The sequence below is a fragment of the Achromobacter sp. GQ309 genome, from assembly GCF_059759315.1.
The window spans coordinates 199,919-226,916 of the sequence record NZ_JCAXDP010000004.1 but is presented as its reverse complement, the minus strand read 5'-3'; the positions used below and the strand labels follow the sequence as shown (position 1 = coordinate 226,916).

Sequence of the window (26,998 nt, the reverse complement as noted above, 5' to 3'; positions counted from 1 at the left end):
ATGTCCCAAGGCAAACCCACTGGCATCCACCGCTACGACGCCCCGGCGGGCGGCTGGGGCGCGTTGAAGGCGACCGCGCAGGCGGTGGCCAACCAGATGCGCATTGCCGAAGCGCCCGTGCTGCTCTTGCGCACCAACAAGCCCGACGGGTTCGACTGCCCCGGCTGCGCCTGGCCCGACAAGGCGCATACGTCCACGTTCCAGTTCTGCGAAAACGGCGCAAAGGCCGTCACATGGGAAGCCACCCGCAAGCGTGTGACGCCCGAGTTCTTTGCCGCGCACACGGTGACCGAACTGCTGACCTGGACCGATCACGACCTGGAGAACGCAGGCCGCCTGACTCATCCGCTGGCCTACGACGCCGCCAGCGACACTTACCAGCCCATCCAATGGGACGCCGCCTTTGCACGCATCGGCCAGACGCTGGCCAGCCTGCCGGACCCGGACATGGCCGAGTTCTATACGTCAGGCCGCGCATCCAACGAGGCCGCGTTTCTCTTCAGCCTGTACGCCCGCGAATTCGGCACCAACAATTTCCCCGACTGCTCCAACATGTGCCACGAGGCCACCAGCGTCGGGCTGCCCAAGGCCATCGGCATCGGCAAGGGCACGGTGTCGCTGGACGACTTCGACAAGTGCGACCTCATCATCTCGATGGGGCACAACCCCGGCACCAACCATCCGCGCATGATGGGCACCCTGCATGAATGCGCGCGCCGCGGCGTGCCCATCATCGTGTTCAACCCGCTGCGCGAGCGTTCGCTGGAGCGCTTTGCCGATCCGCAGGACCCGATCGAGATGGGCACCTTCGGCTCCACGGCCATCGCCTCCACGTACTACCAGGTCAAGGTCGGCGGCGACGCCGCCGCGCTCAAGGGCATCATGAAGGCGCTGATGGACGCGGACCGCGACGGGCGCAACACGCTCGACCACGAATTCATTTCGAGGCACACGAACGGCTACGAGGCCTTCGCGCAGGACCTGGACGCCACGAGCTGGACCGACATCGAACAGGCCAGCGGACTGCGCCGGCGCGACCTGGAGCTGGTGGCCGAGGCCTATGCGCGTTCCAACGCCACCATCGTCACGTACGGCATGGGCATCACGCAGCACGAAAAAGGCACGAGCAACGTGCAGCAGATCGCCGCGCTGCTCTTGATGCGCGGCAACTTCGGCAAGCCGGGCGCAGGCATCTGTCCCCTGCGCGGGCACTCCAACGTGCAGGGCAACCGCACGGTGGGCATCACCGAGAAGATCGACAACACCATGTTCGACCACGTCGAGCAGACCTTCGGCTTCCGGCCTCCCAACCGCACCGGCCATGATGCGGTCGAAGCCATGAAGGCGATGGCCGCGGGCCGCGCCAAGGCGCTGATCTGCCTGGGCGGCAACTTTGCGATTGCGCTGCCCGATACCGAGGCCTGCGAGCGCGGCATGCGGCAACTGGATCTGGCGGTGCATCTGAACACCAAGCTGAACCGCTCGCACCTGTTGATCGGCAAGGCGTCGATCATCCTGCCGGTGCTGGGCCGCACGGAGAGCGACGTGCAGGCCGGCGGCGCGCAATCGGTCACGGTCGAGGATTCGATGTCGATGGTGCATGCCTCGCGCGGCAAGCTGGTTCCCGCCTCGCCGCACCTGCGTTCGGAACCGGCCATCATCGCCGGCATGGCGCAGGCGACGCTGCCGAACAGCCGCGTCAACTGGGCGCACCTGATCGAGGACTACGACCGCATCCGCGACCTGATCGAGAAGATCTATCCGGATTTCCGCGACTACAACGCACGAATCCGAATTCCCGGCGGCTTCCGGCTGCCGCTGCCGCCCACCGAGCGCATCTGGAAGACGGCGTCGGGCAAGGCGGAATTCATTCCGTTCGCGGGCTTGCGCGAAGATCCGGATATCGTCGAAGGCAACATCCTGCGGCTCACCACGCTGCGCAGCCACGACCAGTACAACACGACGATCTACGGCATGGACGACCGCTATCGCGGTGTGTTCGGCCGGCGCGACGTGCTGTTCATGAATGCCGCCGACCTGGCGCGCTACGGCATTGCGCACGGCGACGAGGTCGAGATCGTTACCAGCCTGCCCGGCCAGACGCACCGGCGGCTGCGGCTGACGGCCATCCAGCATGACATCGCGGCGGGCTCGGTCGGCGCGTACTACCCGGAAGCCAATAACCTGTGCCCGCTGGATTACCAGGACGCGGCAAGCGGCACGCCCAGCTACAAGTCGATTCCGGTGCGGGTCCAGAAAGCGGCCTGAACGCCGCCGCATGCCCCCGGCCGCCGCCCCTCATCCCTCTGGATGAGCGCAAGCGGGGCCGGATGATGCGTAAGCACCATTGCAAATTCAAGGATTAATACTTTCGGCTACTAGCAAGGCGGATGAGGTCCGCATATATATCCCTGCAATGGGCGCCGCATCATCGTCGTCATGTCGTCTTGCCAAGAACACCCGCGCCCGTTCCCAGGAGACCATCGATGGCACGATGTCCTTTTGCGACGTGGCGGCCCATATCGGGTTCGTGCGGGCCTCATCTTGGCGGCCCCTTCAAGATCGTCCATCACACCACCGAGGGCAGCACCGCGCAGGGTGCGATGGACGCGTTCCAACGCAACCGCTCCGACCCCCACTTCACGGTCGACGCCACCACCATCTTCCAGCATGTCGACACCGCCGAAGGCGCCCGAGCGCTGCGCAACGATGCGGGCGGCGTGCAGACCAACCGCGATTCGGCGGTGCAGATCGAACTGGTGGGATTCGCGCATCTGCCCAAGGACAGCCGCGCGCTGACCAATGTGGCGCGCCTGTGCCGCTGGATCGAGGAACAGCACGGCATCCCGCGCAAGTGGCCGTCTGGCCGCCCGCTGCCAGCCAAGAACGGCAAGGATCCCGGCGGCCACAACCGCGACCCCGCCATCTGGGATTCGGCCAGCGGGCATTTCGGCCACTGCCACGTCCCCGAGAACTCGCACTGGGACCCCGCTTATTCCGCGGCGGAAGCGGACTTCATCCTGGCCGCCACGTTTTCCGAGGACGGCGCGCTGGTGTCGCCCGCCCCGCCGCCGCGTCCGGCCGCGCGCCGTGCATCCAAAAGCGCCGCGCCCACCTCAACCATGCCGGACCACGGCGTCAACGCGGTTGGTATCCACGGCTACCTGAACGATCTGGCGGTGCAGACGCTGGAGCCGCCCGGCATGCCCGTCGCGCGGCGGCGCGCGCCCGCCAAGCGTTCTGGCGCCGTCCTGCGTGCCGGCGCCGCGGGCAAGACCGCACGGCAGGCGCCGCAGGCCAGCATCAACGCCGGCAGCGTGCTGTCGTTTGCGGCGGGTCTGCAGGAGCAGGAACGCGGCGACGTGTTGTATTCGCTGCAGCTGGCGCAACGCGCGGCCAGCGCCGCGCATGACAGATTCACCCAGTCGCAGGCCTGGTATCAGACCTACGTGGAAGTGCTGGAGAACCTGGGGTGGACCAGCGGACAGATGAGTTTCACCCATCACGAGGAAGACGAGCGCGAGTTCCGCATGGACCAGGTGGCCGTCGACCTGCTGCTGGCCGTCGCGCGGCGCGATCAGCTGGCGGTGCTGGACCAGGCCGTGACCGCGTTGGGCCAGCTGGCCGAAGACGACGACACCGTGAAGCTCTTCGACTTTCACGCGTCGTCGCAGTCGGGCGGCAACTTCCAGCTGGGCGCGGTGCAGCGCGATCGCGGCGGCGGGCTGTCGATGGCGCTGGGCGCCTACTACTTTCGCGCCGTGGACAGCCGCAAGCGTTTCCTGTTTGCGCAGTGGGACGCGCGCCAGGTGAACTTCTGGGCCTGCGCGCAGCGCCTGACGCTGAACGCCGCCCTGTATGAACAGCTGCGCGACGACGTAGAGGCCAAGCTGGCCGCCGACGCGCCGCGCTACATCGCCAGCTTGAAGCTGGCGTCCTAGCCGGCCGCCGGCATTGGGAGAACGACATGGCGACCCGAAAGGCGGCAGCGCGCACGGCGGCCAAGCCCGCGGCAAAGAAAAAGCCCAAACGCGTGACGCAAGCGTCCGCCCCGGCGCCGGAAGATCCGCCCGCGAAGGCCCGCAAGCGCCGCAAACAGGATGACGCCCCGGCCGCGCGGCTATTTGAGCGGTCCGCCAAGCCCGATGCCTTCGACGCGCGCGACATCCTGTTCCGGCCCAACATTTCTGTCACGCCCAAGGCAGAGATGATTCCCGTGATGGGACTGACGGTGAAGCACCAGGGCGAAACGTCGGCCTGCACCGGCTTTGCGCTGTCCACGGTGGTCGAATACTTGCTGCGCAAGTCCGAGCGCGACTCGCGCCCCGCCATTTCGCCCTACATGCTGTATTCCATGGCCCGGCGCTATGACGAGTTTCCGGGATCGGTCGACGACAGCGGCTCCAGCCTGCGCGGCGCGTTGAAGGGCTGGTTCCGGCATGGCGCCTGCGCGCAGGGCTTGTTCCCCACCATCGACATGCCGCCTGCGGCCAAGCGCCCCGAAGACGACTGGTGGCTGGACGCGGTCAAGCGGCCGCTGGGCGCTTACTACCGGATCGACACGCGCAGCATCGTGGAAATGCACGCCGCGCTGAACGAGGTCGGCATCCTGTACGCCAGCGCGGGCTGCCACGACGGCTGGGACGACGGCCACGGCGTCACGCCGCACGACGACGAGCCCACGCCCGTCACGCGGCCGTTCTGGGTCATTCCGGCCACCGGGCAGGACATGGCGATGCAGGGCCACGCCTTCGTCATCGTCGGCTACACGCAGGACGGCTTTCTGATCCAGAACTCGTGGGGCGAGGAATGGGGCACGCACGGCATGGCCGTGCTGACCTATGACGACTGGCTGCGCAACGCAATGGACTGCTGGGTCGTGCAGCTGGGCGTGGTCACACACGAGCACGAGCGGATCGCCAACAGCATCAGCCTGCGCACGGAAGGTCAGAAGGTGACGCTGGCGGCGGGCAAGGTGCTGCGCGACCGCGAGCTCACGCCCTTCATCGTCAATGTCGGCAACAACGGCAAGCTCAGCAATAGCGGGGCCTTTCGCACCACACAGGACGACCTGCGCGCCATCGTGGATGTGCACATGGCCGCCGCGCGCGAACGCTGGAATCTGAAGGACAAGCCGATGGATGTCTGCGTCTACGCGCACGGCGGCCTGGTCGGCGAGAACGACGCGGCCGAGGCCGCCGCCGAATGGATTCCGCTGCTGTATGACAACCAGATCTTCCCCGTCTTCCTGATGTGGGAAACGGACTTCATCAGCACCGTGAAGAACATCATCCGCGACGCGGCGAGCAATGTGCCGCGCACCACAGGCGGCATCGGCGAGCGGCTGGAACGCTGGTGGAACCAGCGGCTTGAGCGTTGGCTGGCGCGCCCCGGCACGGTGATCTGGGGCGAAATGAAGCAGAACGCCGAAGCCATGAGCGAGCCGGCCATCAACGGCGGCGAAGAGGCCGCGATGATCCTGCTGTACAAGCATTTCAAGACGCACGTCGCGCGAGGCCGCGTGCGGCTGCATATCGTGGGCCATTCGGCGGGCGCCATCGTCGCCAGCCACTTCGTCAAGCGCCTGACCGCGGACGGCGGGGAACTGGAATCGCTGAGCCTGATGGCGCCCGCCGTCACGATGAAGACCTTCCAGGACCTGGTCGTGCCGCACCTGGGCAGCCGCGTGAAGCGCTATCAGCAATTCCATCTGTCGGATCGCGCCGAAGAGGATGACCCGACCTGCGGGCCGTACCGGCGCTCGCTGCTGTACCTGGTCAGCGAATCGTTCGAAGGCGGCACCACCACGCCGCTGCTGGGCATGGAACGCTACTTTCGCGAGGCCGCCATTCCGTGCGATGCGGTCCACGTCTCGCCGGCCGGCAGCCCGTCCGCCACCGCCCGCGTGGCGCCGGTGGCGTCCAGCACGCACGGCGGATTCGACAACGACAAGGGCACGCAACAGCAGGTCATCGCGTTCATCAAGCGGTGACGGCGGGTGAAGAGGTCTTGTCATGACAGAGATGGAACCCTATCGCGACGCCCCGGCGCTTCCCCGGGACGCGGCGCTGCGCGAGTTTTCCCTGTTTGGCGAGCCCGCGGAGGTTGCGCGCGTGCTGTCCCAGGTCGGCGTGCCTTGCCTCGTGCTGGCCGCCACCGGCGAGATCGTGGCGGCCAGCAGCGTCCTGCCGCTGGCGCGCGATGCGCTCGTCGGCCGCCACGTCAGCCAGGTCTACGGCCTTGCCAAACCGCTGCGCATGGGCGACGGCGCCGTCGACGTCGTGTATCGGCGCCCCGGCGGCGCGCGCGTGCCCGCGCAGCTCATCCCCCTGTGCACGCTGGACAGCGGCGAACTCATCGTGCTGGTCAATGACGGCTCGCCGTTCCGCGACGCCGAAGCCCACCGGTTCGAGCGCACGCCCTACGCGGTGTTCCGGCTGGACATTCAGGGCGTGATCCGCTTTGCCAACCCCGAGGCGGCGCGCACGCTGGCCCTGCCGCGCGACGCGCTGTGCGGCACCCGGCTGGCGGCGCATTTCCGGCCGTCCGACGGCGGACCGGTGCAGCGCGCCATCCTGCGCTGCATCGAGGACACGGAAGGCGATGCCATGGTCGCCGTGACCATCGCCATTCCCGTCCCGGACGACGCCGACCGGCAGTTCGAGCTGGTCATGACGCCCGATCCCGCGCCGAACGGCCAGCTGCTGGGTGTGATCGCCGTGATCCAGTCGCGCACGCTGGAATCCGCCCGCGACGAGATCCGGCGCATCGCCCTGGACCCGGCGATTGGCGGCTGGCGCGTCAAGCTGGACCGCATCCTGGAGCAGATTCGGCGTCTTATCCCGTTCGAACACGCGGTGTTCGGCATCTATGGCAACGACGTGTCGCTGTTTCGCGCGATTGCCGTGCGCCCGGAAGGCGTGGAGCTGTGGCCCGCGCGCTGGATGGACCTGCCGCCCACGATACGTGCGTTCCTGGATTCCGGCCGAACGTGGGTCGACGAGATCGGCGTGTTCGTCCGGGAGAACATGCCCGAGCCCGGCAACGAGGTCGTGCGCTGCTACCAGGACCTGGGCATCGAGGCCTCGGTCACACTGCCCGTGACCCGCGCGGACGGCTACAGCTCGGCGCTCAGCCTGTGCTCGCGGCAGCCGGGCGCGTATGGCGAGCGGCATCTGGAAATGCTGCGCACCCTGGACCTTGAACCCGTGCTGATGCGCTTTGAAAAGGAACGTGACGACGAGCGCGCCGAGTTCGCGGATTCCCTGCGGCGCAAGGTGATGGCCGCCGCCTCGCTGCGCCAGGCGGCCGACGAGATCATCGTCCAGCTCGCACAGCATTTCTCGTGGGACCACGTGGCGCTGTACCGCGTCAACCGCCAGGAGAACCGGTTCGAAGTCGTCACGCAGCACAGCCTGGCGCCCGCTTATGCGCTGCCGCCCGGTTATCAGCAACCCACCGACAAGGGCATGCTGGGCGCGACGCTGGCGCAGGGGTGCCTGCTGGCGGTGGACGACATCGGCAACCCCAACTACGCGCAGCACGGCTATGGCGGCCCGAAGCGGCCGCTGCGCTCGGCCATGACCGTGCCCATCCATCTGAACGGCCGGATACGGTGGCTGCTGGACGTGGAGTCTTCGGTGTCGCATGCGTTCAAGGGCCCGGATATCGACGACCTGATGCAGATCATCGCGTCGCTGGAAGAAGGCCTGGCCCAGCATCTGCTCAGCCAGACCAAGCAAAGCCTCATGGCGGAAACCGAGCAGGCGGTGGTGTTTGTGGGACGCGAGGGCGCCGTCATCGAGATGAACCGCGTGGCGACCGACATGCTGGGCGCGGAACCGCGGCGCGGACGCAGCCAGACCGAATCGCCGTCGATCACCGATTACGCCATCGCGGGCGACGAAGCGACGCTGGGCGTATTGACCTCCACCTTTACCGTCAAGCGCGAGCGTATCGAGCTGCTGGACAGCACCGGCCAGCCGCGTTCCGTGCTGGCCACGCGGACCGACCTGGATCCCAGTCTGGACATGTCGATCTGGTTCTTCACCGACATTGCGGATCTGGGCTGGGCGCGCGACCTGCGTTATCTGCGCGAGACCGTGGCCGAAGTGGCCCGGCAGACACGCACCTCGTTGTCGCTGGCGTGCAGCCTGACCTCGCAGACCGTGCTGCTGCACGACGACGCCCGCCAGGGCACGCCGGCGGACGTCGTTGCAGCGCAGGCGCAGGATCTGAGCCAACGCATCGTGGCCGAGATCGGCAAGGCCGACATTACGTTCGAGCGGCTCGCCGGCGCCAGCGAATCGCGGCGGCGCACGCGCGCCATGCATGGCGACGTGGAACTGGGCGCGCGCCTGCAGGAGGTGGTGACCGCCTTGCCCGCGCGCGATCAGCGCCGGATCGCGCTTACGAACCACTCGCCCTCGCGCGACGGTCCGACCGTGTCGGGCGATGCGCAGGCGCTGTCCGCGGCCTTCCGGTCGATGATCGATTACCTGCTGCGCTGCCGCAACGCGGACGACGCCCGCGTCACGATCGACCTGGACACCGGGCCGGACGGCTGCGAGATCCGCTTTGGCTTGAGCGAGGAGCAGGTGTGGGAGTCCGACCCGCCGGTGCACGCCGTGCCCGACGACGCGCTGCTCAACGCCGAACGCGCGGCGCACGACGGGGCCAGCATCGCCATCACCCAGATCCAGGAAACGGTGATCGACCACGGCGGCGCGCTTGTCACCGACCCGCCGCTATCGGATGCGCCGCCGCAGGCCTATGAATCCGTCACGCCGCCGTGGCGCGCGTTCACGCTGATCCTGCCGCTGCGCGCCGGCTAGGCCATCGGGATCATGGAATCGCCATCATGGAACAAGACGCCGCCGGACCGAATTTCATTCTGCTGGCCAGCATGAACGACGAGCACGAGGACGACTGGGCCAACAACCTTGCCCAGTTGCATCGCCTTGTGCAGCAGTACCCCGCGATTGCGCCGTTCGTCGGCGCGGAGCTGCGCCGCCGCACGTCGCTGGAAAGCGCCAAGACGCAGCTCGAATCATGGGACATGTCCACGCCCCGCATCGAACCCCGGCTCGTCATCATCGACGCCCGGCTCGGCTCCACGGCCAGCAAACGCGGCAAGCCCGGCGCGGCAGCCGTGGAACTGCTGGAATGGATCGCCGCGCGCTCGTCGGTCCCGCTGCTGGTGCTGGCGATCGATCCGCCCGAACTGGTGCAGCGCTATGTGCTGGAACGTCCCCAGGTCTTCATGTGGACCAACGATGCGAAGGCCAACGTCAACAGCGGCGCGGAAGTCGCCACCGTGCTCACCTGCCTGACGCCGCTTGCGCCCAAGCGCCGGCGGCGGCTGATCATTCGCGTGGGCGAGCATTCGATCACCTACCGCATCCAGATGGGACGCCACGAGTATTCGTCGCAGGACATGCCGTATAAGGAGCGCGACCGCATCTCCGCGCTGGTGGGCCGTATCGAGACCTTCAGTCCCTATCTGGGCGAGACCAAGGCGCCGCAATGGCTGAAAGACCTGAGCGGCGTGGGCGAGGATGTCTTCAGCGCCATGGTGACCCACAGCCTGGGCGCGCCGGTCGCCAAGCTGATTCAGCGGGCGCGCGACGAGGAAGTGTCGCCGGGCGCGGGGGCCTTCGCGGGTCTGGACCTGCGCTTTGAATTCAACCTGGCCAGCCAGGAGGTGTCGCGCCTGTTCAACCTGCCCTTCGAGATGGGCCGCGAGTTCGGCGCCGACAGCGGGCGTTACCTGTGTTTGGAACTGCCGATGGCGCGGCGCCTGCATCTGGACGGCACGGCGCCCGCGCCGCGCTGGGAGCCGGACGCGCGCACGCCCGGCCAGCCGGTGCGGATGCTGTTCATGGACGCCAGTTCGGTGTTTGGCACCGTCACCTTCCGGCGCGAGGACGGCGGGCCCGCGCTGCCGGCGATGGAGTTCGGGCCGCTGCAATCCGTGGCCAAGGAGCGCGAGCACCTTGCGGAACTGGCCGCGCGCGCGCCGGGGCACCTGATCATCGACCACGTGCGTGCCGCCGATGAAGCGGGGCTCGTGGGTGCGGACCTGCAGCGCCGCATCGAAGAGCGTCTGCGGACGGGCAACTACGACATCTTCCACTTTGCCGGCCATTCGGTATCCGAAGGCGAAAGCACGATGCTGGTGCTGCCCGGCGAGGACGGCGAGGCCTGGCAATTGTCGATCCGGCTGATCGGGCAGTGGATGGAGGCGGGCAAGTGCAAGCTGCTGGTGCTGTCTTCGTGCAGCGGCGCGTCGGTGCGCACCGCGCTGGAGGTCATGCGCGCGGGCGCGGCCGGCGTGCTGGCCTTTCGCTGGCAGGTCGAGGAAGAATCCTGCGCCCGCTACATCCAGCGCTTTTACGACGTGTACCTGGATGCGACGCAGCCCAAGGACCTGGCGGAGGCCTACCGCTATGCGTGCAAGGCCGCGCAGGGCGACGCGGGCGACCTGCCGACGTGGGCATCGGCAATGGCCATCGTGCGCGACTGAGCGGGCGGCGGTCCCCCGGCACAAGGAGCTGACATGGACGGAATATTCGGCATGCTGCGCGGCATCGGCGGCAAGGCGGCTGGCGGCGACGGGGCGGGCGCGCTGCTGCCGACCGTGCCTGCGGGACGCAACTTCTACGCGGAGATCGAGCCCCCCGGCGGCACGCCCGCGCTGACCGCGGGCATGGACGGCGCCGCCTTCGTGCCCGGCCAGTGCTACTTCAGCGTCCGGCTGGTCGAAATGCGCCTGTGCGACGCGGGCAACTATCTCAGCCAGTTCCTGCCGCTGTGCACGTTCTTCTTGCGCTACGGCGCGGACGGCACGCGGCGCGAGATTCCCTACATCGTCGGCTACGACCTCATCCAGCAGGCGCTGGGCGCGGCGGCGCCCGATGCCGGGGCGCGCCGTGTCGCCTTTCGGGATGTCTATGTTGCGCGCAACGTCCCGTACGCCAGCGATGGACTGGAGATGTACGCGGCGCTGTGCCGTTTCGCCGACAGCAGCCTGTCGCGCGGCATCCTGGATTTCGTGTCCACCGCGGTCACGATGCTGGGCGGCCCGGTCGGCGGGGCGATCGTCAAGACAGGCGAAAGCCTGCTCACGCCGCTCGCCAAACTGTTCGGCACCGACGGCGTCAGCGTGCGTTTTGGCGTCTACGATGGCGACGCGTTGCGGCGCAGCGGCTACCGCGTCCTGGCGGGCGCGGATTCGCAGGACAAGCTGTCGGGGCTGCAACTCGTCGATGGCGTGCTGCACCGCCAGAGCGGCGCAGGCAAACCGGAGCCAGTCAACGACGTCGACTACCTGGTCCTGGCCTTTGAGCAGCGCGCGACGCTGGGCGCGGACATGTTCGCCGCGGCCACCACGCTGCCGTTCCATCATCTGTGGAAGGACGTCTCCAAGGCGCTGATCGGCAACGACGCCACGGCCGCCAGCGCCGCGTACCAGTCCCTGTTGATCGCGGTGGCGGAATCGCCGCTGCTCATCGACGCGGACCGCTTCGCGCTGCTGACGGCCTATGCCGCGCAGCGCGGCGCGTGGGAAGCCGCCAGCGAGCGATCCGGCCTGCGTACCCGCAGCGGCGGCAAAAGCCTGGCCACCGCGATGACGGACCGCGTCAACGCGCGGGGCAAGGCCGATCCGGTGGCGGAGCTGCTGAAGGCGGCCAAAAAGCACATCACGCCGCCGCCCGTCCCAACAGAAGAAACCGGACCCAAGGTGCTGGACGACGACGCTGTCGCGCAGACGGTGTCGAACCTGACGAAAACACTCGGCGAAAAAAGTGGCGCGCAGACGCCCGGCGCCCTGTCGCGCGCCACCCGGGAGCTGCTGTCCATCATGCTGAGCGATCCGGCCTAGCGCAACGCCAGAATCAGCGCAGTTCCAGCGTCGCCCCGATCACGCGCATCGTCGGCATGAGCTGGCGCCAGGCATCCTTGGGCATCGTGGCTGGCCGCGTGAGCTGCGCGGCCGCCGGGTTGTCCAGCAGGTTGCCCTTGCAGGCGAACACGATGCTGTTGGTCATGTCGTCGTCGACCACTTCGAACATCGACGAGCCGAACGCGTCGCGCACGCGATCCAGGTATTCGTGATGCATGGGGTGGTTGACGTGGAAGTTGATCACCAGGATGCCGTCGTCGCGCAGGGCGCGATGGCAGTCGGCGTAGAAGGCGGCGGAACACAGGGCATCCGGAATGCCGCCGGCCACGAATCCGTCCAGCAGGATTACATCGGCGGCGTCCGTCAGCCCGGCAAGATGCTGCGCCGCATCGGCCTGGATGACCTGAAAGCGCGCGCTGTCCGGCGGCACCATGAAGGCGTCGCGCAGCGCGATGACGGCGGGATCGATTTCCACTACCGTGACGCGCGCCCCCGTCAGATAACGGTGGCAGAACTTGGGCAGCGATCCGCCGCCCAGGCCCACCATCAGGATGTCCGCCGGCTCCGGCTTGAACAGCACGAAGCCCATCATCATCCGCGTGTATTCGATTTCGAGCGCATCGGGATTCAGCAGCGACATGCTGCTCTGGATCTCCTGCTGCGTGAAATGCAGGGTGCGCCGGGTGCCGGCATTCTGGATGAAGGGCCGGTGGGGTGCAGCCGGCCCGTCGGAAACGGTCGAATCGGCGGGAACGGGTACGTCGGACATGGGCGCAGGGTGCAAAGCGAAAGATTCGCAGAAGATACCACTGCCACGCCCCCGCGGCCCGCGCCGCGGGATCGGCGTGTCAAACAGGCCGGCGCTCCGAGACGTGCCGCCGCCTCAGACCAGCACCACCGGACAGGGCGAGTGCGCCAGGATCCGCCCGCTGACCGAGCCGCGGATGGCGTTGATCAGCGGGCTGTGATGATGCGATCCGATCACGATCGCCCCGGCATCGATCTGCTTTGCATACTCGACAATCTTCTCCGGCGTGAAGCCGACAAGCTCGTGGCATTCGTGGCCGACGTTGGCGGCGGTCAGGATGCCGACCACCGATTGCATCGCCTTGCCGCTTTCCTCGTGGTGCCAGGCGTCGATGTCCGCCTTGCCGATGAAGGACTTCACGTCACCGGCCACATCGGGCTCGCAGTGCACCACGTGCACGACGAAATCGCGGTTCAGCAAGGGACTTTCCACCAGAAATCGGGCCGCCGCATCGCTGTGCAGCGAGCCGTCGGTGGCAAGAATGATCGTGTTCATGGCAGACCTCCGGTTCATGACTTCCTGGCTTCGTTGCGCGCGGGCTTGCGCGCGCCCCTTCCGGGCATCACCCAGCTTGCGCCCACCGACGCCAGCAGGATCACGCCCACTGCCCCAAGCGACCAGTGCACCGGCACGTGGACCCATTGTTCGGCAAGCATCTTGCCGCCAATGATGACCAGCACCGACGCAAGGCCATACTTGAGATAGTGAAACCGCGCCACCATGTCCGCCAGCAGGAAATACAGCGCCCGCAGGCCCATGATGGCAAAAATGTTGGATGTGAAGACGATGAACGGATCGGTCGTCACGGCAAAGATGGCGGGGATGCTGTCCACGGCAAACACCACGTCGGTCGCTTCGATGACGATCAGCACGACGAACATCGGCGTCGCATACCGCAATCCGTCGATGCGCACGAAGAACGACTGCCCGTGATAGTCCTTGGTGATGCGCATGGTGGACCGCAGAAAGCGCACCAGCGGATTGCGGGCGATGTCCGGCTGTCGGCCGGCGGTGAACAGCATCTTCAAGCCCGTGAAGATCAGAAAGGCGCCCAGCACATAGAACAGCCACACGAACTGGGACAGCAGCCACACGCCGGCCAGGATCATGCTGACGCGCATGATGATGGCGCCCAGCACGCCGTACAGCAGCACGCGCCGCTGCAGTTCCAGCGGCACGGCGAAGTACGTGAAGATCAGCGAGAACACGAACATGTTGTCCACGGACAGGGACAGTTCGATGAGGTAGCCGGTGTAGAACTCCAGCGCCTTCTGATGCGCGACCGCCCGGCCCAGGGTGGCGTCCAGATACCACCACATCAGGCCCCCGAACAGCGTGGCAAGCGTCATCCACGCGCCCACCCAGCAGAGCGCCTCGCGCGAGGATACGCGGTGGGCACGGCGCCCGCCGAACGCATAGAGGTCCAGCGCAAGCACGATCAGCACGAATCCCACGAACCCCGCCCACATCGGCAGCGTGGCAAAGGTTTCGACCCGGTTCATGAGAGGCGCCTCCTTCCATCGCGCCGCGTGCGCCACGCAATGGGAAAACAGGTACTGCAATCGCACGAGGCCAGTCTAGTGCGGGGCGATTCCTCCAACAATCCGCATTATGATGACCCGATAGTCAGATTTTTTGGATTGATCAGCCATGGTCACTCTCAACTACAAGCATCTGCGCTATTTCTGGACGGTCGCGAAGGCGGGCAGCATCGCCCGCGCGGCACAGCAGCTTCAGCGCACGCCGCAATCGATCAGCGGTCAGATCCAGGAGCTGGAATCCACACTCGGCACGGAACTGTTCCGGCGCGCGGGGCGCGGTCTGGAACTGACCGATGTCGGCCGCCATGCGCTGCTGTATGCGGATCGCATTTTCACGATGGGCGACGAACTGCTGGACGACCTGCGCGAGCGTCCGGCGCGGCGTGCGCTGGAATTCAAGGTGGGGGTGGCCGAGGGCATGCCGAAGGCGATGGTGTACCGGATGATCGAGCCGGCATTGCATCTGGACCAGGACGTGCGGCTGATCTGCCGTGAGGGGCGGTTGCCGTTTCTACTGGCGGATCTGGCGGTGCATCGCTTCGATATGGTGATCGCGGATCGGCCGATGCCGAACAATCTGAATGTGCGGGGGTTCAGCCATCTGCTGGGGGAATGCGGGCTGACGTTCTTTGGATCGCCGCCATTGCTGGACAGTCTGACGGGGACGTTTCCGGCGCTGCTGGACCAGGCGCCGTTCCTCTTGCCGGGCGAAGACGCCGCGATCCGGCCGCGGCTGTTGCAATGGTTCGATGAGCATGACATCCGGCCGCGCATCGTGGGTGAATTCGACGATAGTGCGCTGATGAATTCTTTCGGGCAGACGGGAACGGGGCTGTTTGTGGCGCCGACGGCGACGGCGGCCTATCTATGCAAGCAGTATCGGGTGCGTGTGATCGGGCACGCGGCGGACGTGAAGGAGCAGTTCTACGCGATCACGACCGACCAGCGGTTGGAGCATCCGGCGGTGGTGGCGTTGAGCCGTGCGGCGCGGGAGGATATTTTTGGGGCGGTGACGTAACGGCGGCGCGCGAAGGCTGGCGCACCGCTGTGTGCGCCTGATTACAGGAACGACTTCGCGTGTTTGAGGACCTGATCGCAGGCCTTGCGGGTGAGTTCCTCTTTCAGTCCGCCGCCGCTCAGGTCGACTGATTTGCCGTCGCTGCCGTTTAGGAGGCCTTGCAGGCCGGCAAGGTATCCGGAATCCGATTTGGCTTTCTGCGTTGAGCCGCCGCCGATCTTGCCCATCAGTTTGTCTTTCAGGGCTTGCGCGTCGCCGCCGGCGAGGTAGTTGTTCTTCATGCAGAACTCGAGCACGCCGGCTGCGTTGCCGGCTGAGGCGGGGGTGAGCGAAGAGAGCGGCAGGCTGTTGCCTAGGCCTTGCAGGATGCCGCCTTGGGTTGACCCGCCCTGAGTTGAGCTGCCTTGGCTCTCCATCTGTCCCTTTACGGCATCGAGCCACTGGGCGCTGGCGGCGCCTGCGTAGCACTGCGCCGCGATGAGGGCTGCGGCGACGGCTAGGTGGCGGAAAGGGATCTTCATGACTTGCTCCTGGTGCGGTGGTGAGTGCGGCCATCGTAGCGGCGCGCTGGCGCGGATCGGCGTGCGGGCGGCGGGTGTAATGCGACAAATGTTGTGCTTGCGCCCACCGTACGCCGTGAGGCCGTAGCAATTGCATTCTTAACGTCACGGCTTTGATACCGGTGTGATGGGTGAGGATGTTGAAGGTCGGGTGCGCGACGGGCGTGTGGGGGCTTCGCGGTTGGTGATCTTGCTGCCACGTGGATCTTCGTAGGTCGCCCGACGCCGCGGTCACCGGGGAGGCGATCGCCCACGATTGCGGTCCGGAGCCTTCGCTCCGGACTCCCCCGTCGTCATCTTCGTCCGCCTTCGGCTCCCTTCAGATTCCCTCGGGCGCATCGACGGCGCTCGCCTCCCCGGTGACCACGACGCCGTGCTACGAGGGTCTTTGGTTTGCGCGCTACAAGACCTGTGGTCGGGGTAGGAGATCTGCGGGGCCGCCGGGTTGCTGCCGCCCGGGCGGCGGCAACCCGGCATCGGGTTCGTGGGGCGTCGTGGCAGTGTGCGCTGCGCGCTGGCGGGGTGGTGCGCTTTCGAGTGTTGTGCTTCGGTGTGCTGTTGGCCGTCGGCGCGGATGTCTTCAGTCCGCTGATGAGGTTCAGTGCAGGCTGCGATGAAGCGGTGGCCTGCGCCTACGCTACTATTTCGCACTGTCCCCGGGAGGCGGCTGGCGTAGCGCCGCCGCATTCTTGACGTGTCCCGTGCCATCTACTTCGTGAGAATCCTTGATGTCTTCCGTCGAACCCCAAGATGTCTTCGTCCCCGCCGCCGGCGGCCAGCTTTTCGTGCGGCGCTGGACGCCCGCTGCGTCCGGTACGTCTGCCGACAACGGCGTGCCGATCGTGCTGATGCACGATTCGCTCGGATGCGTGGAGTTGTGGCGCGACTTTCCTGAGCGGTTGGCGGGCGCAACGGGCCGCGAGGTCATTGCCTACGACCGGCTGGGGTTCGGCCGGTCCGATCCGTACAAGGGCACACTGGGCGTGGACTTTGTGGCGCACGAGGCTATCGAGGGATTCCGCGCCGTGCGCGAGGCGCTTGAACTGGAAGAGTTCGCGGCGTTCGGGCACAGCGTGGGCGGGGGGATGGCGATTGCCAGCGCTGCGGCTTATCCGCAGTCTTGCCGCGCGCTGATTACCGAGTCGGCGCAGGTTTATGCCGAGGAACGCACATTGGAAGGGATCCGCCAGGCGCGGGAGTCTTTCGCGCAGCCGGGACAGCTGGACCGCCTGAAGAAGTATCACGGCGAGAAGGCGGCCTGGGTGCTGAGCGCGTGGATCGACACGTGGCTGTCGCCGGACTTCGCGGACTGGACGCTGGATCCGCAGTTGGCGCAGGTGAAGTGTCCGGCGCTGGCGCTGCATGGCGACAACGATGAATACGGGTCCACGGTGCACGCCGAGCGCATTGCGCAATTGGCGGGCGCGCGGCCGGTTATCTTCGAGAACTGCGGCCATGTGCCGCACCGGGAGATGCCCGAGCAGGTGCTTGCGACGGTGTCGGACTGGCTGCCGCGCGCCGGCTGAGCGGCGCGTGGTGTCGCGGTGTGATGCGGTGTGACGCGTTTCTGCGCTAGAGGCACGTGACGCGGAGCACGGCGTCGGCAAACGCCTTGGGCGCCTCTTGCGGCAGGTTGTGGCCGATGCCGGTGCCGACGTCGATGTGCTGGTATTTGCCGATGAACTGGCCGGCGTAGGCAGCGGGTGGCGGATGCGGGGCGCCGTTGGCGTCGCCTTCCATGGTGATGGACGGAATGCCGATCTTGGGCAGTTGCGCGAGGCGCGTCTCGAGCGCGTCGTACTGCGCTTCGCCCTGCGCCAGCCCCAGCCGCCAGCGGTAGTTGTGCACGACGATCTCGACGTGGTCGGGGTTGTTGAAGGCGCGTGCGGATCGCGCAAACGTTGCGTCGTCAAAGCGCCATTGGGGCGAGGCCAGTTGCCAGATCAGCTTGTTGAAGCTGTCGACGTTGGCGGCGTAGCCGGCGGCGCCGCGTTCGGTGGCGAAGTAGAACTGGTACCACCATTGCAGCTCGGCCTGCGGCGGCAGCGGCTTGCGGTTGCCTTCCTGGCTGCCGATGAGGTAGCCGCTGACTGACACCAGCGCTTCGCAGCGCTCGGGCCACAGCGCGGCCATGATGCAGGCGGTGCGCGCGCCCCAGTCGAAGCCGGCGACGACGGCTTTGCGGATCTTCAGGGCGTCCATCAGCGCAATCATGTCGACGGCGACGACGGCCTGTTCGCCGTTGCGCGGGGTGTCGGGCGACACGATCCGGGTGGTGCCGTAGCCGCGCAGATGGGGCACGATGACGCGGTAACCGGCGGCGGTCAGGCGCGGCACGACGTCGATGAAGCTGTGGATGTCATAGGGCCAGCCGTGCAGCAGGATGGCGACGGGGCCGTCGGCGGGGCCGGCGTCCACGTAGCCCACGTCGAGCGTGCCGGCGCGGATCTGGCGGATGTTGTTGAACGTGGGGATGAGGCCTTGCGGGGCCTGCGCCACGGACTTGGCGATCGCGTTGCCGCCGAGCGCGAGGCCCAGCAGGCTGGCGCCCGCCAGCGAAGAAGTGGTACCCAGCAGGCGGCGCCGCTGGACGTTTACCGGTTCCGACATGGTGATGCTCCAGAAAGTCGTGTTGAAGGGGACATGACTGCTGGACGTCACTGTGGCGCAGGCCGCCGGACGTTGGGTGTCGGCATGTACGCGCCGCGCGGGCGGATACACAAGGACATAAAAAGCTGAAGGACGGGCCCTGGAAGGGCTGGAGGCGGCCGGGCGGCACCTTTACTATCACTGCTAGCCGGCACACCCGCCTGCCGGGGATGAATCCGCATGAGCACTCGATCCGCCGCAACGATGTCCTCCCCCCGCTCGCGCCGCGTGCTGCCGTGGACGGTGGTGATCCTGGTGGCGCTGGGCCTGGCGCTCTATGGGCCGATTCCGCAGCTCGAGCACTATCACGACTTTGCGGACAAGCGCTCGTGGCTGGGCATTCCCAACGCGGGCGATGTGCTGTCCAACCTGGGCTTTGCGGTGGTCGGGTGGTATGGCCTGGCGCTGGTGCTGCACTCGCGCCGGCACCCTGCGCTGGATGCGATCCGGCCTGGCTACACGGTGTTTTTCCTTGCGCTCTTGCTGACCGCGTTCGGGTCCGGCTGGTATCACCTGGTGCCGGACAACGCGCGCCTGATCTGGGACCGCCTGCCCATTGCGCTGCTGTGCGCCGGCATCCTGTCCGCCGTGTGGCGCGAAACCGTGGGCGACGGCCGCTGGGTCGATGTGCTGTGGACCACGCTGGCGGTGGGCAGCGTGGCGTGGTGGTGGTACACCGATCACACGTCGACGGGCGATCTGCGTCCTTACCTCTTTGTGCAGTTCATGCCGCTGGTGCTGGTGCCGCTGCTGCAATGGCGCAACGGCACACCCATGCGGGAACGGCTGTATTTTGGCGCGGCGATCGGGTTCTACGTGCTGGCCAAGGCTGCCGAGCTGCTCGATCATCAGATTTTTGATGTCTTCGCGTTCCTCAGCGGCCACACCCTCAAGCATTTGTTTTCGATGGTGGCGGGGCTGATGGTGACGCTGAACTTCGCGCATCGCAAGCGCGAGGCGGATGGAACCGTCCGCCCATACCCGCCGGCCTGAACCGTTAGCGCTTGCGCGGCGGCACCACCATGAAGCCTGCCTCGAACTGCCTGACCGCTTTCTGATCGCCCTGGATCGTCCACATGGAAGGGGTCATGCCGGTGTTGTCGGCCAGCACCGCGCGGGGCTGCTGCACTTGCGGCGTGATCGAAACCGCCGGCTGATACGCCGCCATAATCCGGCTGACGTAGTTGCGGGTCTCTTCAAAATTCGGAATCCGGTTGCCGGCGCGCTGCACGGCGCCTTCGCCTGCGTTGTAGGCGGCCAGCGCCAGTTCCAGATTGCCGTCGTAGCGGTCGAGCAGGGCGCGCAGATAGCGGCTGCCGGCATCGACGTTCAGGTCCAGCTTGCGCAGGTTGGCCTGCAGCGCTTCGTCCGTGCCGGGCACGCCATATTGGCTGCCGGTCGCGGGCATCAGCTGCATCAGGCCGACGGCGCCTTTGGGCGACACCGCAAGCGTATTGAAGCCCGACTCCGTCTGCGCCACGGCATGCAGCAGGGCGTAATCCAGCCCGTGCCGCTGCGCGGCCTGTTCCAGCGCCTTGCGGACTTCCGGACTGGGTTCGGCCGCGCGGCGTGCGCCGCGGCTGCCCGCGGACATGTCGCGGAACAGCAGCCGGTAGCTGTCGTCCAGCGCGGTGGGCGCGAAGTGCGCCATGCCTTGCGCGTCAAACGACACGTAGACATCGGCGGCAAGACTTGCGGTGGCGGACAGCGACAACAAGGCCGCGCCCAAACAGCGGCGGCTTCGCAACAGAAATGCGGTCATGGCAGCAGGCATCAGCCACGGCGCGCTTCAGCCGCCAGGGCATCGGATCAACAGAACGAAGCGAATTCTACAAGAATAACAATCATTCTTATTTACAATAAGATTAAATCTTGTTAACTTTTAGCCCGTTGCTGTTGCGATATGAATCGTGATCCCATAAGCGCCTGGCTCGAAGGCGCAAGCCTCACGGCTTACCGGGATGAATTTCTGATGCGTGCGGCATGAGAAGTTCGGCGACAAACGCTGGCGGAATGAAGGCACACGCGAGCGAGGAAATTCATGCGGATACTGTTAATCGAGGACGACAGCAAAGTGAGCTATTGGCTGGCCAGCAAGTTCCAGGCTAGCGGCCACCAATGCGTGCCCGTCGACTCGGGCGAACAGGCGCTGATCGCCCTGGACCGCCAGGTGTTCGACATTGCCGTCCTGGACCGCATGCTGCCGGGCATCGACGGCATCGAAGTGCTGCGCCGCCTGCAAGGCCGTCCGCACCCGCCCGTCATCATCCTGTCAGCCGTCGACCAGGCCTCGGATCGCGTCGAGGGGCTGCGCGCCGGCGCGCAGGACCACATCGGCAAGCCCTTCGACTTTCTTGAACTGATGGTGCGCATGGAGCTGCTGGTGCAGCGGCACGACGCCACGCCGCCCAACACCGCGCGTCTGTGCGTGCAGGATCTGCAGATCGACCTGCTGCGCCGCAAGGTCACGCGGTCCGGCCGCGACATCAGCCTGACGGACAAGGAATTCCTGCTGCTGCGCACGCTGGCCGAACACGCCGGGCAGACCGTGCCGCGCGGCATGCTGCTGGAGAAGGTGTGGGGTCTGCAGTTCGATCCGCAGACCAACCTGATCGACGTGCACGTGTCCAAGCTGCGCTCGAAGATCGACAAGGATTTCGCGCAGCCGTTGCTCAAGACCGTGCGGGCCATGGGATACGTGCTGAGCTGATCCGATGAATACCGTGCCGTTCGATTTTCCTGAGACCTTGCGGGCGCTCAGGCAGGGACCGCTGTCCCGCCTGTTCGGTTCGTGGCGATCGTTCTGGCGCGACGGCCGCGTGCCCGAGAGCGCGTCGGAGCCGCCGCCCACGCGCACCACCAGCCATTTCCGCTACACGGCGTGCTTCGCGTTCATCTTCCTGCTGGTCACGCTGGGTTCCATCGCCTGGGGCCAGAACCTGCTTGAGCACGTCATGGTGCGGCATGTGAAGGACATGGTCGCCGCCGAAATCCGCGCGCACCAGACGCTCAGCAGCCGCGACAGCGCGGTGGACCTGGCGCGCGCGCTTCGCCAGCGCGAAGCCGCCGTGCCGCGCCGCGAGCGCGCGATCTCGGTTCAGGCGGCCGATGGCAGCCTGCTCTACGGCGCCGGCGAACTGCTGTCGCCGCTGATGTGCCGCGGCGGGCAGCAACCCTGCCGCGGCTGGCTGCGGGCGTCGCTGACGACGGGCGAAGGCTCCAGCGAATGGCTGGGCCATGCGTCGCTGCTGCCCGACGGCGGCCGCTACGTCATCGCGTACGACATCCTGCCGATGCTCAACCGCATCTATCCCGTGCCGCTGGTCGTTGGGCTGAGCGTCTTCACCGCGCTGCTGCTCAGCCTGGGCGCGGGCCTGCTATTCAGCATCGGCGCCGCCAACCGCGTCACGCGCATCCGGCAGACCATGGCGCGGTTTGCACGCGGCGACCAGAACGCGCGCGTGTCGCTGCAAGGCAGCCAGGACGAATTCGACGAACTGGGACACGACGTGAACCAGGCGCTGGAACGTATCGACTTCCTGATGGAAGAGGTTCGCAATGCCACCAATCACATCGCGCACGAGCTGCGCACGCCGCTCACGCGCCTGCAACAGCGGCTGAGCAACGCCGCCGAGTCGATGCGCAACAACCCCGCCGCGGAAGCGGAGATGGCGTTGGCCGAAGAAGAGGTGCGGCGCATCCTGTACCTGTTCCGCACCGTCATGCGCATCAGCGAGGTCGAGACGGGACGCTGCCGCCACGAACCCGCCGAGCTGGACATCCATGCCCTGCTGGCCGATCTGCACGACTATTACGACGTGCTGGCCGAGCAACGCGGTCTGGTCCTGCGGACCCGCATCGAGGACGATCTGCCGCTGCTGGGCGACCGCGCGCTGCTGTTCCAGGCGCTGGTGAACCTGGCCGACAACGCCATCAAGTACGCGCCGTCCGGCACCGTCGTCACGCTACTGGCGCGGCGGCGCGGCGCCTGGATCGAACTGGGCGCCGCCGACGAAGGCCCCGGCATCGACGCCGACCAGCGCGGCCAGGCCGTGCAGCGTTTCCGCCGGCTGACGCGCGACCGGACGATCTCCGGACATGGCCTGGGCCTCGCGCTAGTGCACGCGGTGGCCGCGCTGCACGGGGGATCACTGGTGCTTGCCGACAACGATCTGGATGCGCGCGATGGGGACGCACGCGTCACCGCGCGCGGCCTGCTTGCCGTGCTGCGCCTGCCCTGTAAAAGCGCGGCTGGCAGGAGTTCCTGAACGAGTCTTAATGATTCGCAGGTTGATCGCTAGCTGCAAATGAATCCTAATATCGTCTGCGCAATGACGGCTGTCAAAGCCTTCGTTTTTTTCCTTCACGACGATTCTTTTTTGGACTTTTCCGTGACCTCCCGCATCCAACAATTCCTTCGTGACGAAAGCGGTGTGACCGCAATTGAATACGGCATCCTCGCCGCTGCCATGGCCGCCGCCGTGGGCGTGATCTTCGGCTCCGACGGCGCGTTCATCAGCGCGCTGCGCGACAAGTTCGGCGCCATCGCCAGCGACATCACCGAAGCCGGCACCGACGCCCGCTCGGGCGGCTGATCGCCGGACGTTTCGTGGCGTACTCCCTGCCCAGCATCATCCTCCTGCCCGCTCTGGCGTGGGTGGTGGTGTCCGACCTGCTCTATCGCCGCATCAGCAACCGCCTGGTGCTGGCGTTGCTGCTGGCATGGGTCGCGTATGCCGGATGGACGCTGGCGCAGGGCAACCCCGCGCTGCGCGCGTCGCTGACGACCGGCATCCTGGCCGGCGCGGGCGTGCTGGTGGCGGGGTATTGCCTCTTTGCCATGCGCTGGATGGGCGCCGGTGACGCCAAGCTGATGGCCGTACTGTGCCTGTGGCTGGGCGAGCACACCTTCGTCTTCCTCATCGTGACGGCACTGGCCGGCGGCGCGATGGCCTTGGCGCTGCCGCTGCTGCGCGCGTTGGAGCGTGCACTGGCGCTGTTCCTGATGCGGATCAACGTCTGGCTGTCCGGCCTTGTCATTCCCACGCCGCACGCCCTGCGCGACGAGCCCATGCAAGGCATTCCATACGGGCTTGCGATTGCCTGCGGCGCGGTCTTCGTGCTCTGGAGCGCCAGCTAGCTTTCATCCAGGCACGACCATGCGCCGACGGCGCGCCATCAGGGGTCATTGCGCACCTCTGATGCAATTGAAAAGACAAATCACTCCTATTTGCTATGAAGACCCGATCATTGATCCTGCTTGCCTCGGCGATCGCGCTGGCCGCGGGAGCGGCCCTGGTGGGCCGCGCGCTCATGCGGCCGCCGCCTCCCGTGACCATCGTCAAGCAGGTCGAGGCGCCGCGCGCGCCGGTGCGCATGGTGCTGTCGGCGGCCGGACCGCTCGCGCCCGGCGACTTCGTCGCGGGCCGCACGCTGGCGTGGCGCGAACTGCCGGCCGGCGAGATCCGGGCTGAACACTACACCGCCGACACCGACGAAGAACGCCGCAAGGTCGAGCGCACCGTCGCCGGCTCCACCCCGCGCCGCGCCCTGCAGGACGGCCAGCCGCTGACGCGCGACGGGCTGGTGTTCAGCGGCGATCATGGCTTTGTCGCCTCGGTGCTCAAGCCCGACATGCGGGCCGTGTCGATCCCGGCCAGCGCGGTCACCAGCAACTCCGGCCTGGTGTCGGCGGGCGACCGGGTCGACGTGATCCTGCATCTGGAACGCGACACGAGCCAACCGCCCCTTCCCGGCCAGCCCGATACCTCGTTCACCACGCTGGCGTCGCAGACCATCGTGCGCAACGTGCGTGTGCTGGCGCTGAACGGCAACCCCGCCGGCATCGCGCCCGCCAGCAATGCGCCCACCGACACGGCCGACAAGGACAAGAAAGCCGCGCCGCCTCGCAATTACTACGAAAGCCTGACGCTGGAAGTCACGCCCCACGACTCCGAGCGTCTTGCGCTCGCCCGCGAAGTCGGGCTGTTGCAGCTGGCGCTGCGCAGCGCGCAGGCCGACACGGTCGAACAGCCGCATGACGCCATCAGCGCGGTGACGCGGATCAACGACGCGACGGACATCTTCAACAAGCCGCCGCGCCAGCCGGTCGTGGTGCAGATGTTCAAGGGCGAACAGCAGAAAGCGCAGACCTTCGACAAGGCGGCGCCGCAAGACGCATCCGCCCCGCAACCCGCCGCCCCGTAACCCATGCGCTCCCAACGCCTGCCCGCGGCGACGCCCGCGCATCCCATTGCCCTCAACTCCGTTCACGCCATGATTCCCAAGCAGCCCCGCCGCGGCGCGGCCCTCCTGTTGCCCGGCCTGTGCCTGGCCGCGCCACTTTGCCTGACCGGCGCCGGCGTCCTGGCGGCCCCCGCCGCCGCGCCCAGCGAGCGCCCCGCGGTCGACGTCAAGAACACCCCGACGGCGTTGCCCGCCAGTCTGAAGAAGATCGCGCCGACCGGCGAGATCACGCTGCATGTGCGCGAAGGCCAGTTGCTGAAACTGAAGTCCGACGCAGCCAAGGTGCTGGTCGCCGACCCGCGCGTGGCCAGCTTCCAGGTGCCGTCCCCCAACAACATCTTCGTCTTCGCCCAATCCGTCGGCACCACGACGCTGTACGCGCTGGATGCGCAGGACAACGTCATCGCCGCGATCCGCGTCGTGGCCGAACACGACCTGTCCACGCTGCGCACACAGATCCTGCGTTCGGTGCCGGGCGCGGACATCGAGCTGGAACCGTCGCTGAACAACCGCATCATCGTGCGCGGCAACGTGCGCACGCCGATCGAGGCGCGCCAGATCGTCGATCAGGTGCAGGCCTATCTGGACGGCACGTCCGCCGGCGCCCAAGGCGGCGGCGGGGCGCGCGGCGCGGGCAGCACGCGCGATGGCGTCATCAACCAGCTCAAGGTGGAGCTGTCGTCGCAGATCAACATCCAGGTGCGCGTCGTGGAAGTGTCGCGCACGCTGTCGCACGAGCTGGGCTTTGACTGGGCCGCCACGCTCAACTCCGGCAGCGGCGCGTGGGGCATCATGACCGGCAGCGCCGCCCGCGGCTTCGCGCCCGTTACGGACACCATCAATCCGTCGCTGTTCGATTCGGTCACCGGCAAGAACTTCTCCAGCCTGATTCCCGGCCGCACGACCTCGACCTTCGCGGCCGGCGGCATGACCACGCGCGGCCGCTTCACCATGGGCGGCCTCATCTCGGCGCTGTCGGCCGAAGGCTTCGCGTCGGTGCTGGCCGAACCCAACCTGACCGCGATGTCCGGCGAAAGCGCCGCCTTTGCCGCGGGCGGCGAAGTGCCGATCGTCATCATCACCAACAACAACGTGCAGATCGACTTCAAGTCGTACGGCGTGATCCTGCGCATGACGCCGACGCTGCTGTCGGCCAATCGCATCAGCCTGCACATCGCGCCCGAAGTCAGCGAGCTGACGGAAGACGGCGCCGTGACGTTGCAAGGCATCTCGATCCCCGCGCTGAAAGTGCGCCGCGCCGACACCACCGTGGAACTGGCCAGCGGCCAGAGCTTTGCGCTGGCCGGCATGCTGCGCTCGACGCAGGCGCAGACCGTCTCCGGCGTGCCGGGCCTGAGCAGCATCCCGCTGCTGGGCCGGCTGTTTGAACACGAGGTGTCCGCCAAGGACGAGACCGAGCTGGTCATCCTGGTCACCGCCAACGTGGTCGACCCCGTGGCGGCCGGCGAACTGCAGGTGCCCGGCCAGGGCCTGGCCGGCATCGACGACCTGCTGCCGCCGCAAGCCCCCATCGGCTACCTGTACTGAACGCGGACGAGAGACACGCCATGCACCACGACAAGACCGCCTCCCCGACTGGCCGCGCGCTGCGCCGCCTGCTTCCCGCCGCGCCGCTGCTGGCGGCCCTGCTGCTCACCGGCTGCGGCACGCAGTTGAACGACATGCGCGCCAAGCGCTTCGGCGCAGGCCAGGCCGCCAAGACGCCCACCGTGGCCCCGCGCGCCGTGGCGCTGGCGCTGCAGGCCGCGCCGGACGGCAACGGCCTGACGGCCGACTCGCTGAACGCCGCCAATGAGCTGCTGACGCGCCAAGGCCGCATCGACGCCCAGGTGCTGACGCTGACGCCGTTCAACGCGCGCGGCGAAGCGCTGGCGCAACGCCTGGCGCAGGCGCTGGCCCGTAGCGGCGCGCGCGCCCCGCGCGTCGAGTCCATGCCCCGCGACACGCAACGCCTGGCGGAGGCGGCACAGGCGGGCTGGGACCTGGAACTGCAATCCGAAGCGCTGACCGTGCAGGCCACGCGCTGCACCGTCGCCAATCCCGACGACTGGACGATCCATCCCTACTACGGCGTCGGCACGCTGGGCTGCGCGAATCGCGCCAACCTGGCGCGCATGGTCAGCGACCCGCGCGACCTGTCCCGGCCGCGCGCGCTGGAAGGCGCGGACGGCAAGGCGGCCGCTGGCGCCGTCGACCGCTACCAGACCGGCGAGATCCGCGACCTGATCGACATCGACTTCGACAACTGAC

The 26,998-nt window shown here is 67.1% G+C and carries 22 protein-coding genes; 16 read left to right on the top strand and 6 right to left on the bottom strand.

The window, feature by feature from the left end:
* From AC6CIE_RS14330 to AC6CIE_RS14305, 6 genes are all read left to right on the top strand, one after another.
* Positions 1-2,268, top strand: a complete 2,268-nt coding sequence (locus AC6CIE_RS14330; RefSeq protein WP_498092580.1) for an FdhF/YdeP family oxidoreductase — start codon at positions 1-3, stop codon at positions 2,266-2,268.
* A gap of 218 nt (positions 2,269-2,486) precedes the next feature.
* On the top strand, positions 2,487-3,941 hold the full coding sequence (locus tag AC6CIE_RS14325) for a peptidoglycan recognition protein family protein (RefSeq protein WP_498092578.1): 1,455 nt from the start codon (positions 2,487-2,489) through the stop codon (positions 3,939-3,941).
* A gap of 26 nt (positions 3,942-3,967) precedes the next feature.
* Positions 3,968-5,992, top strand: a complete 2,025-nt coding sequence (locus tag AC6CIE_RS14320; RefSeq protein ID WP_498092576.1) for a C1 family peptidase — start codon at positions 3,968-3,970, stop codon at positions 5,990-5,992.
* 22 nt (positions 5,993-6,014) lie between these two features.
* Positions 6,015-8,834: a PAS domain-containing protein gene (locus AC6CIE_RS14315; RefSeq protein ID WP_498092574.1), complete on the top strand. Its 2,820-nt coding sequence runs from the start codon at positions 6,015-6,017 to the stop codon at positions 8,832-8,834.
* 26 nt (positions 8,835-8,860) lie between these two features.
* Positions 8,861-10,525, top strand: coding sequence for a CHAT domain-containing protein (locus tag AC6CIE_RS14310; RefSeq protein ID WP_498092572.1), 1,665 nt, complete (start codon positions 8,861-8,863; stop codon positions 10,523-10,525).
* Positions 10,526-10,558: 33 nt separating this feature from the next.
* Positions 10,559-11,884: a hypothetical protein gene (locus AC6CIE_RS14305; protein WP_498092570.1), complete on the top strand. Its 1,326-nt coding sequence runs from the start codon at positions 10,559-10,561 to the stop codon at positions 11,882-11,884.
* Between the two features lie 13 nt (positions 11,885-11,897).
* On the opposite strand, the gene AC6CIE_RS14300 is transcribed toward AC6CIE_RS14305, so the two are convergent.
* The 3 genes from AC6CIE_RS14300 to AC6CIE_RS14290 form a co-directional block, all read right to left on the bottom strand.
* A complete protein-coding gene (locus tag AC6CIE_RS14300) occupies positions 11,898-12,674 on the bottom strand; it encodes a fused MFS/spermidine synthase (RefSeq protein ID WP_498092568.1) in 777 nt (258 codons plus the stop codon).
* A 114-nt stretch (positions 12,675-12,788) separates the two neighbouring features.
* The gene (locus AC6CIE_RS14295; RefSeq protein WP_498092566.1) at positions 12,789-13,208 is read right to left on the bottom strand and encodes a universal stress protein; all 420 of its coding nucleotides are present in this window, start codon (positions 13,206-13,208) and stop codon (positions 12,789-12,791) included.
* A 14-nt stretch (positions 13,209-13,222) separates the two neighbouring features.
* The gene (locus AC6CIE_RS14290) at positions 13,223-14,215 is read right to left on the bottom strand and encodes a TerC family protein (protein WP_498092564.1); all 993 of its coding nucleotides are present in this window, start codon (positions 14,213-14,215) and stop codon (positions 13,223-13,225) included.
* Between the two features lie 148 nt (positions 14,216-14,363).
* Between AC6CIE_RS14290 and nhaR the strand changes: the two genes are divergently transcribed.
* Positions 14,364-15,272, top strand: a complete 909-nt coding sequence (nhaR, locus tag AC6CIE_RS14285; protein WP_498092562.1) for a transcriptional activator NhaR — start codon at positions 14,364-14,366, stop codon at positions 15,270-15,272.
* 41 nt (positions 15,273-15,313) lie between these two features.
* Here the strand turns inward: nhaR and AC6CIE_RS14280 are convergent, their stop codons facing one another.
* The gene (locus tag AC6CIE_RS14280) at positions 15,314-15,793 is read right to left on the bottom strand and encodes a YjjA family protein (protein WP_481145339.1); all 480 of its coding nucleotides are present in this window, start codon (positions 15,791-15,793) and stop codon (positions 15,314-15,316) included.
* A gap of 767 nt (positions 15,794-16,560) precedes the next feature.
* Between AC6CIE_RS14280 and AC6CIE_RS14275 the strand changes: the two genes are divergently transcribed.
* Positions 16,561-17,358: an alpha/beta fold hydrolase gene (locus AC6CIE_RS14275; protein WP_498092560.1), complete on the top strand. Its 798-nt coding sequence runs from the start codon at positions 16,561-16,563 to the stop codon at positions 17,356-17,358.
* Positions 17,359-17,404: 46 nt separating this feature from the next.
* Here the strand turns inward: AC6CIE_RS14275 and AC6CIE_RS14270 are convergent, their stop codons facing one another.
* A complete protein-coding gene (locus AC6CIE_RS14270) occupies positions 17,405-18,442 on the bottom strand; it encodes an alpha/beta fold hydrolase (RefSeq protein ID WP_498092558.1) in 1,038 nt (345 codons plus the stop codon).
* A gap of 219 nt (positions 18,443-18,661) precedes the next feature.
* Between AC6CIE_RS14270 and AC6CIE_RS14265 the strand changes: the two genes are divergently transcribed.
* Positions 18,662-19,474, top strand: coding sequence for a hypothetical protein (locus tag AC6CIE_RS14265; RefSeq protein ID WP_498092556.1), 813 nt, complete (start codon positions 18,662-18,664; stop codon positions 19,472-19,474).
* Between the two features lie 4 nt (positions 19,475-19,478).
* On the opposite strand, the gene AC6CIE_RS14260 is transcribed toward AC6CIE_RS14265, so the two are convergent.
* Positions 19,479-20,243 carry a lytic transglycosylase domain-containing protein gene (locus tag AC6CIE_RS14260; RefSeq protein WP_498092554.1) on the bottom strand — a complete coding sequence of 255 codons (765 nt, stop codon included), beginning with the start codon at positions 20,241-20,243 and terminating at the stop codon, positions 19,479-19,481.
* A gap of 279 nt (positions 20,244-20,522) precedes the next feature.
* On the opposite strand from AC6CIE_RS14260, the gene AC6CIE_RS14255 reads away from it, so the two are divergent.
* The 7 genes from AC6CIE_RS14255 (at position 20,523) to AC6CIE_RS14225 (ending at position 26,997) form a co-directional block, all read left to right on the top strand.
* Positions 20,523-21,191 (top strand): response regulator transcription factor, encoded by a 669-nt coding sequence (locus AC6CIE_RS14255; RefSeq protein WP_105237018.1) that lies wholly within the window; start codon positions 20,523-20,525, stop codon positions 21,189-21,191.
* A 4-nt stretch (positions 21,192-21,195) separates the two neighbouring features.
* The gene (locus AC6CIE_RS14250; RefSeq protein WP_498092552.1) at positions 21,196-22,749 is read left to right on the top strand and encodes a sensor histidine kinase; all 1,554 of its coding nucleotides are present in this window, start codon (positions 21,196-21,198) and stop codon (positions 22,747-22,749) included.
* A gap of 123 nt (positions 22,750-22,872) precedes the next feature.
* A complete protein-coding gene (locus AC6CIE_RS14245; RefSeq protein ID WP_105241336.1) occupies positions 22,873-23,076 on the top strand; it encodes a Flp family type IVb pilin in 204 nt (67 codons plus the stop codon).
* 14 nt (positions 23,077-23,090) lie between these two features.
* Positions 23,091-23,621 carry an A24 family peptidase gene (locus AC6CIE_RS14240; protein ID WP_056565312.1) on the top strand — a complete coding sequence of 177 codons (531 nt, stop codon included), beginning with the start codon at positions 23,091-23,093 and terminating at the stop codon, positions 23,619-23,621.
* Positions 23,622-23,716: 95 nt separating this feature from the next.
* Positions 23,717-24,688: a Flp pilus assembly protein CpaB gene (gene cpaB / locus AC6CIE_RS14235; RefSeq protein WP_498092550.1), complete on the top strand. Its 972-nt coding sequence runs from the start codon at positions 23,717-23,719 to the stop codon at positions 24,686-24,688.
* A gap of 3 nt (positions 24,689-24,691) precedes the next feature.
* Entirely contained in the window at positions 24,692-26,275 is a 1,584-nt protein-coding gene (locus AC6CIE_RS14230) for a type II and III secretion system protein family protein (protein ID WP_217467854.1), read from the top strand.
* Positions 26,276-26,295: 20 nt separating this feature from the next.
* Positions 26,296-26,997, top strand: a complete 702-nt coding sequence (locus AC6CIE_RS14225; protein WP_286938333.1) for a CpaD family pilus assembly lipoprotein — start codon at positions 26,296-26,298, stop codon at positions 26,995-26,997.
* Position 26,998 lies beyond the last annotated feature (1 nt).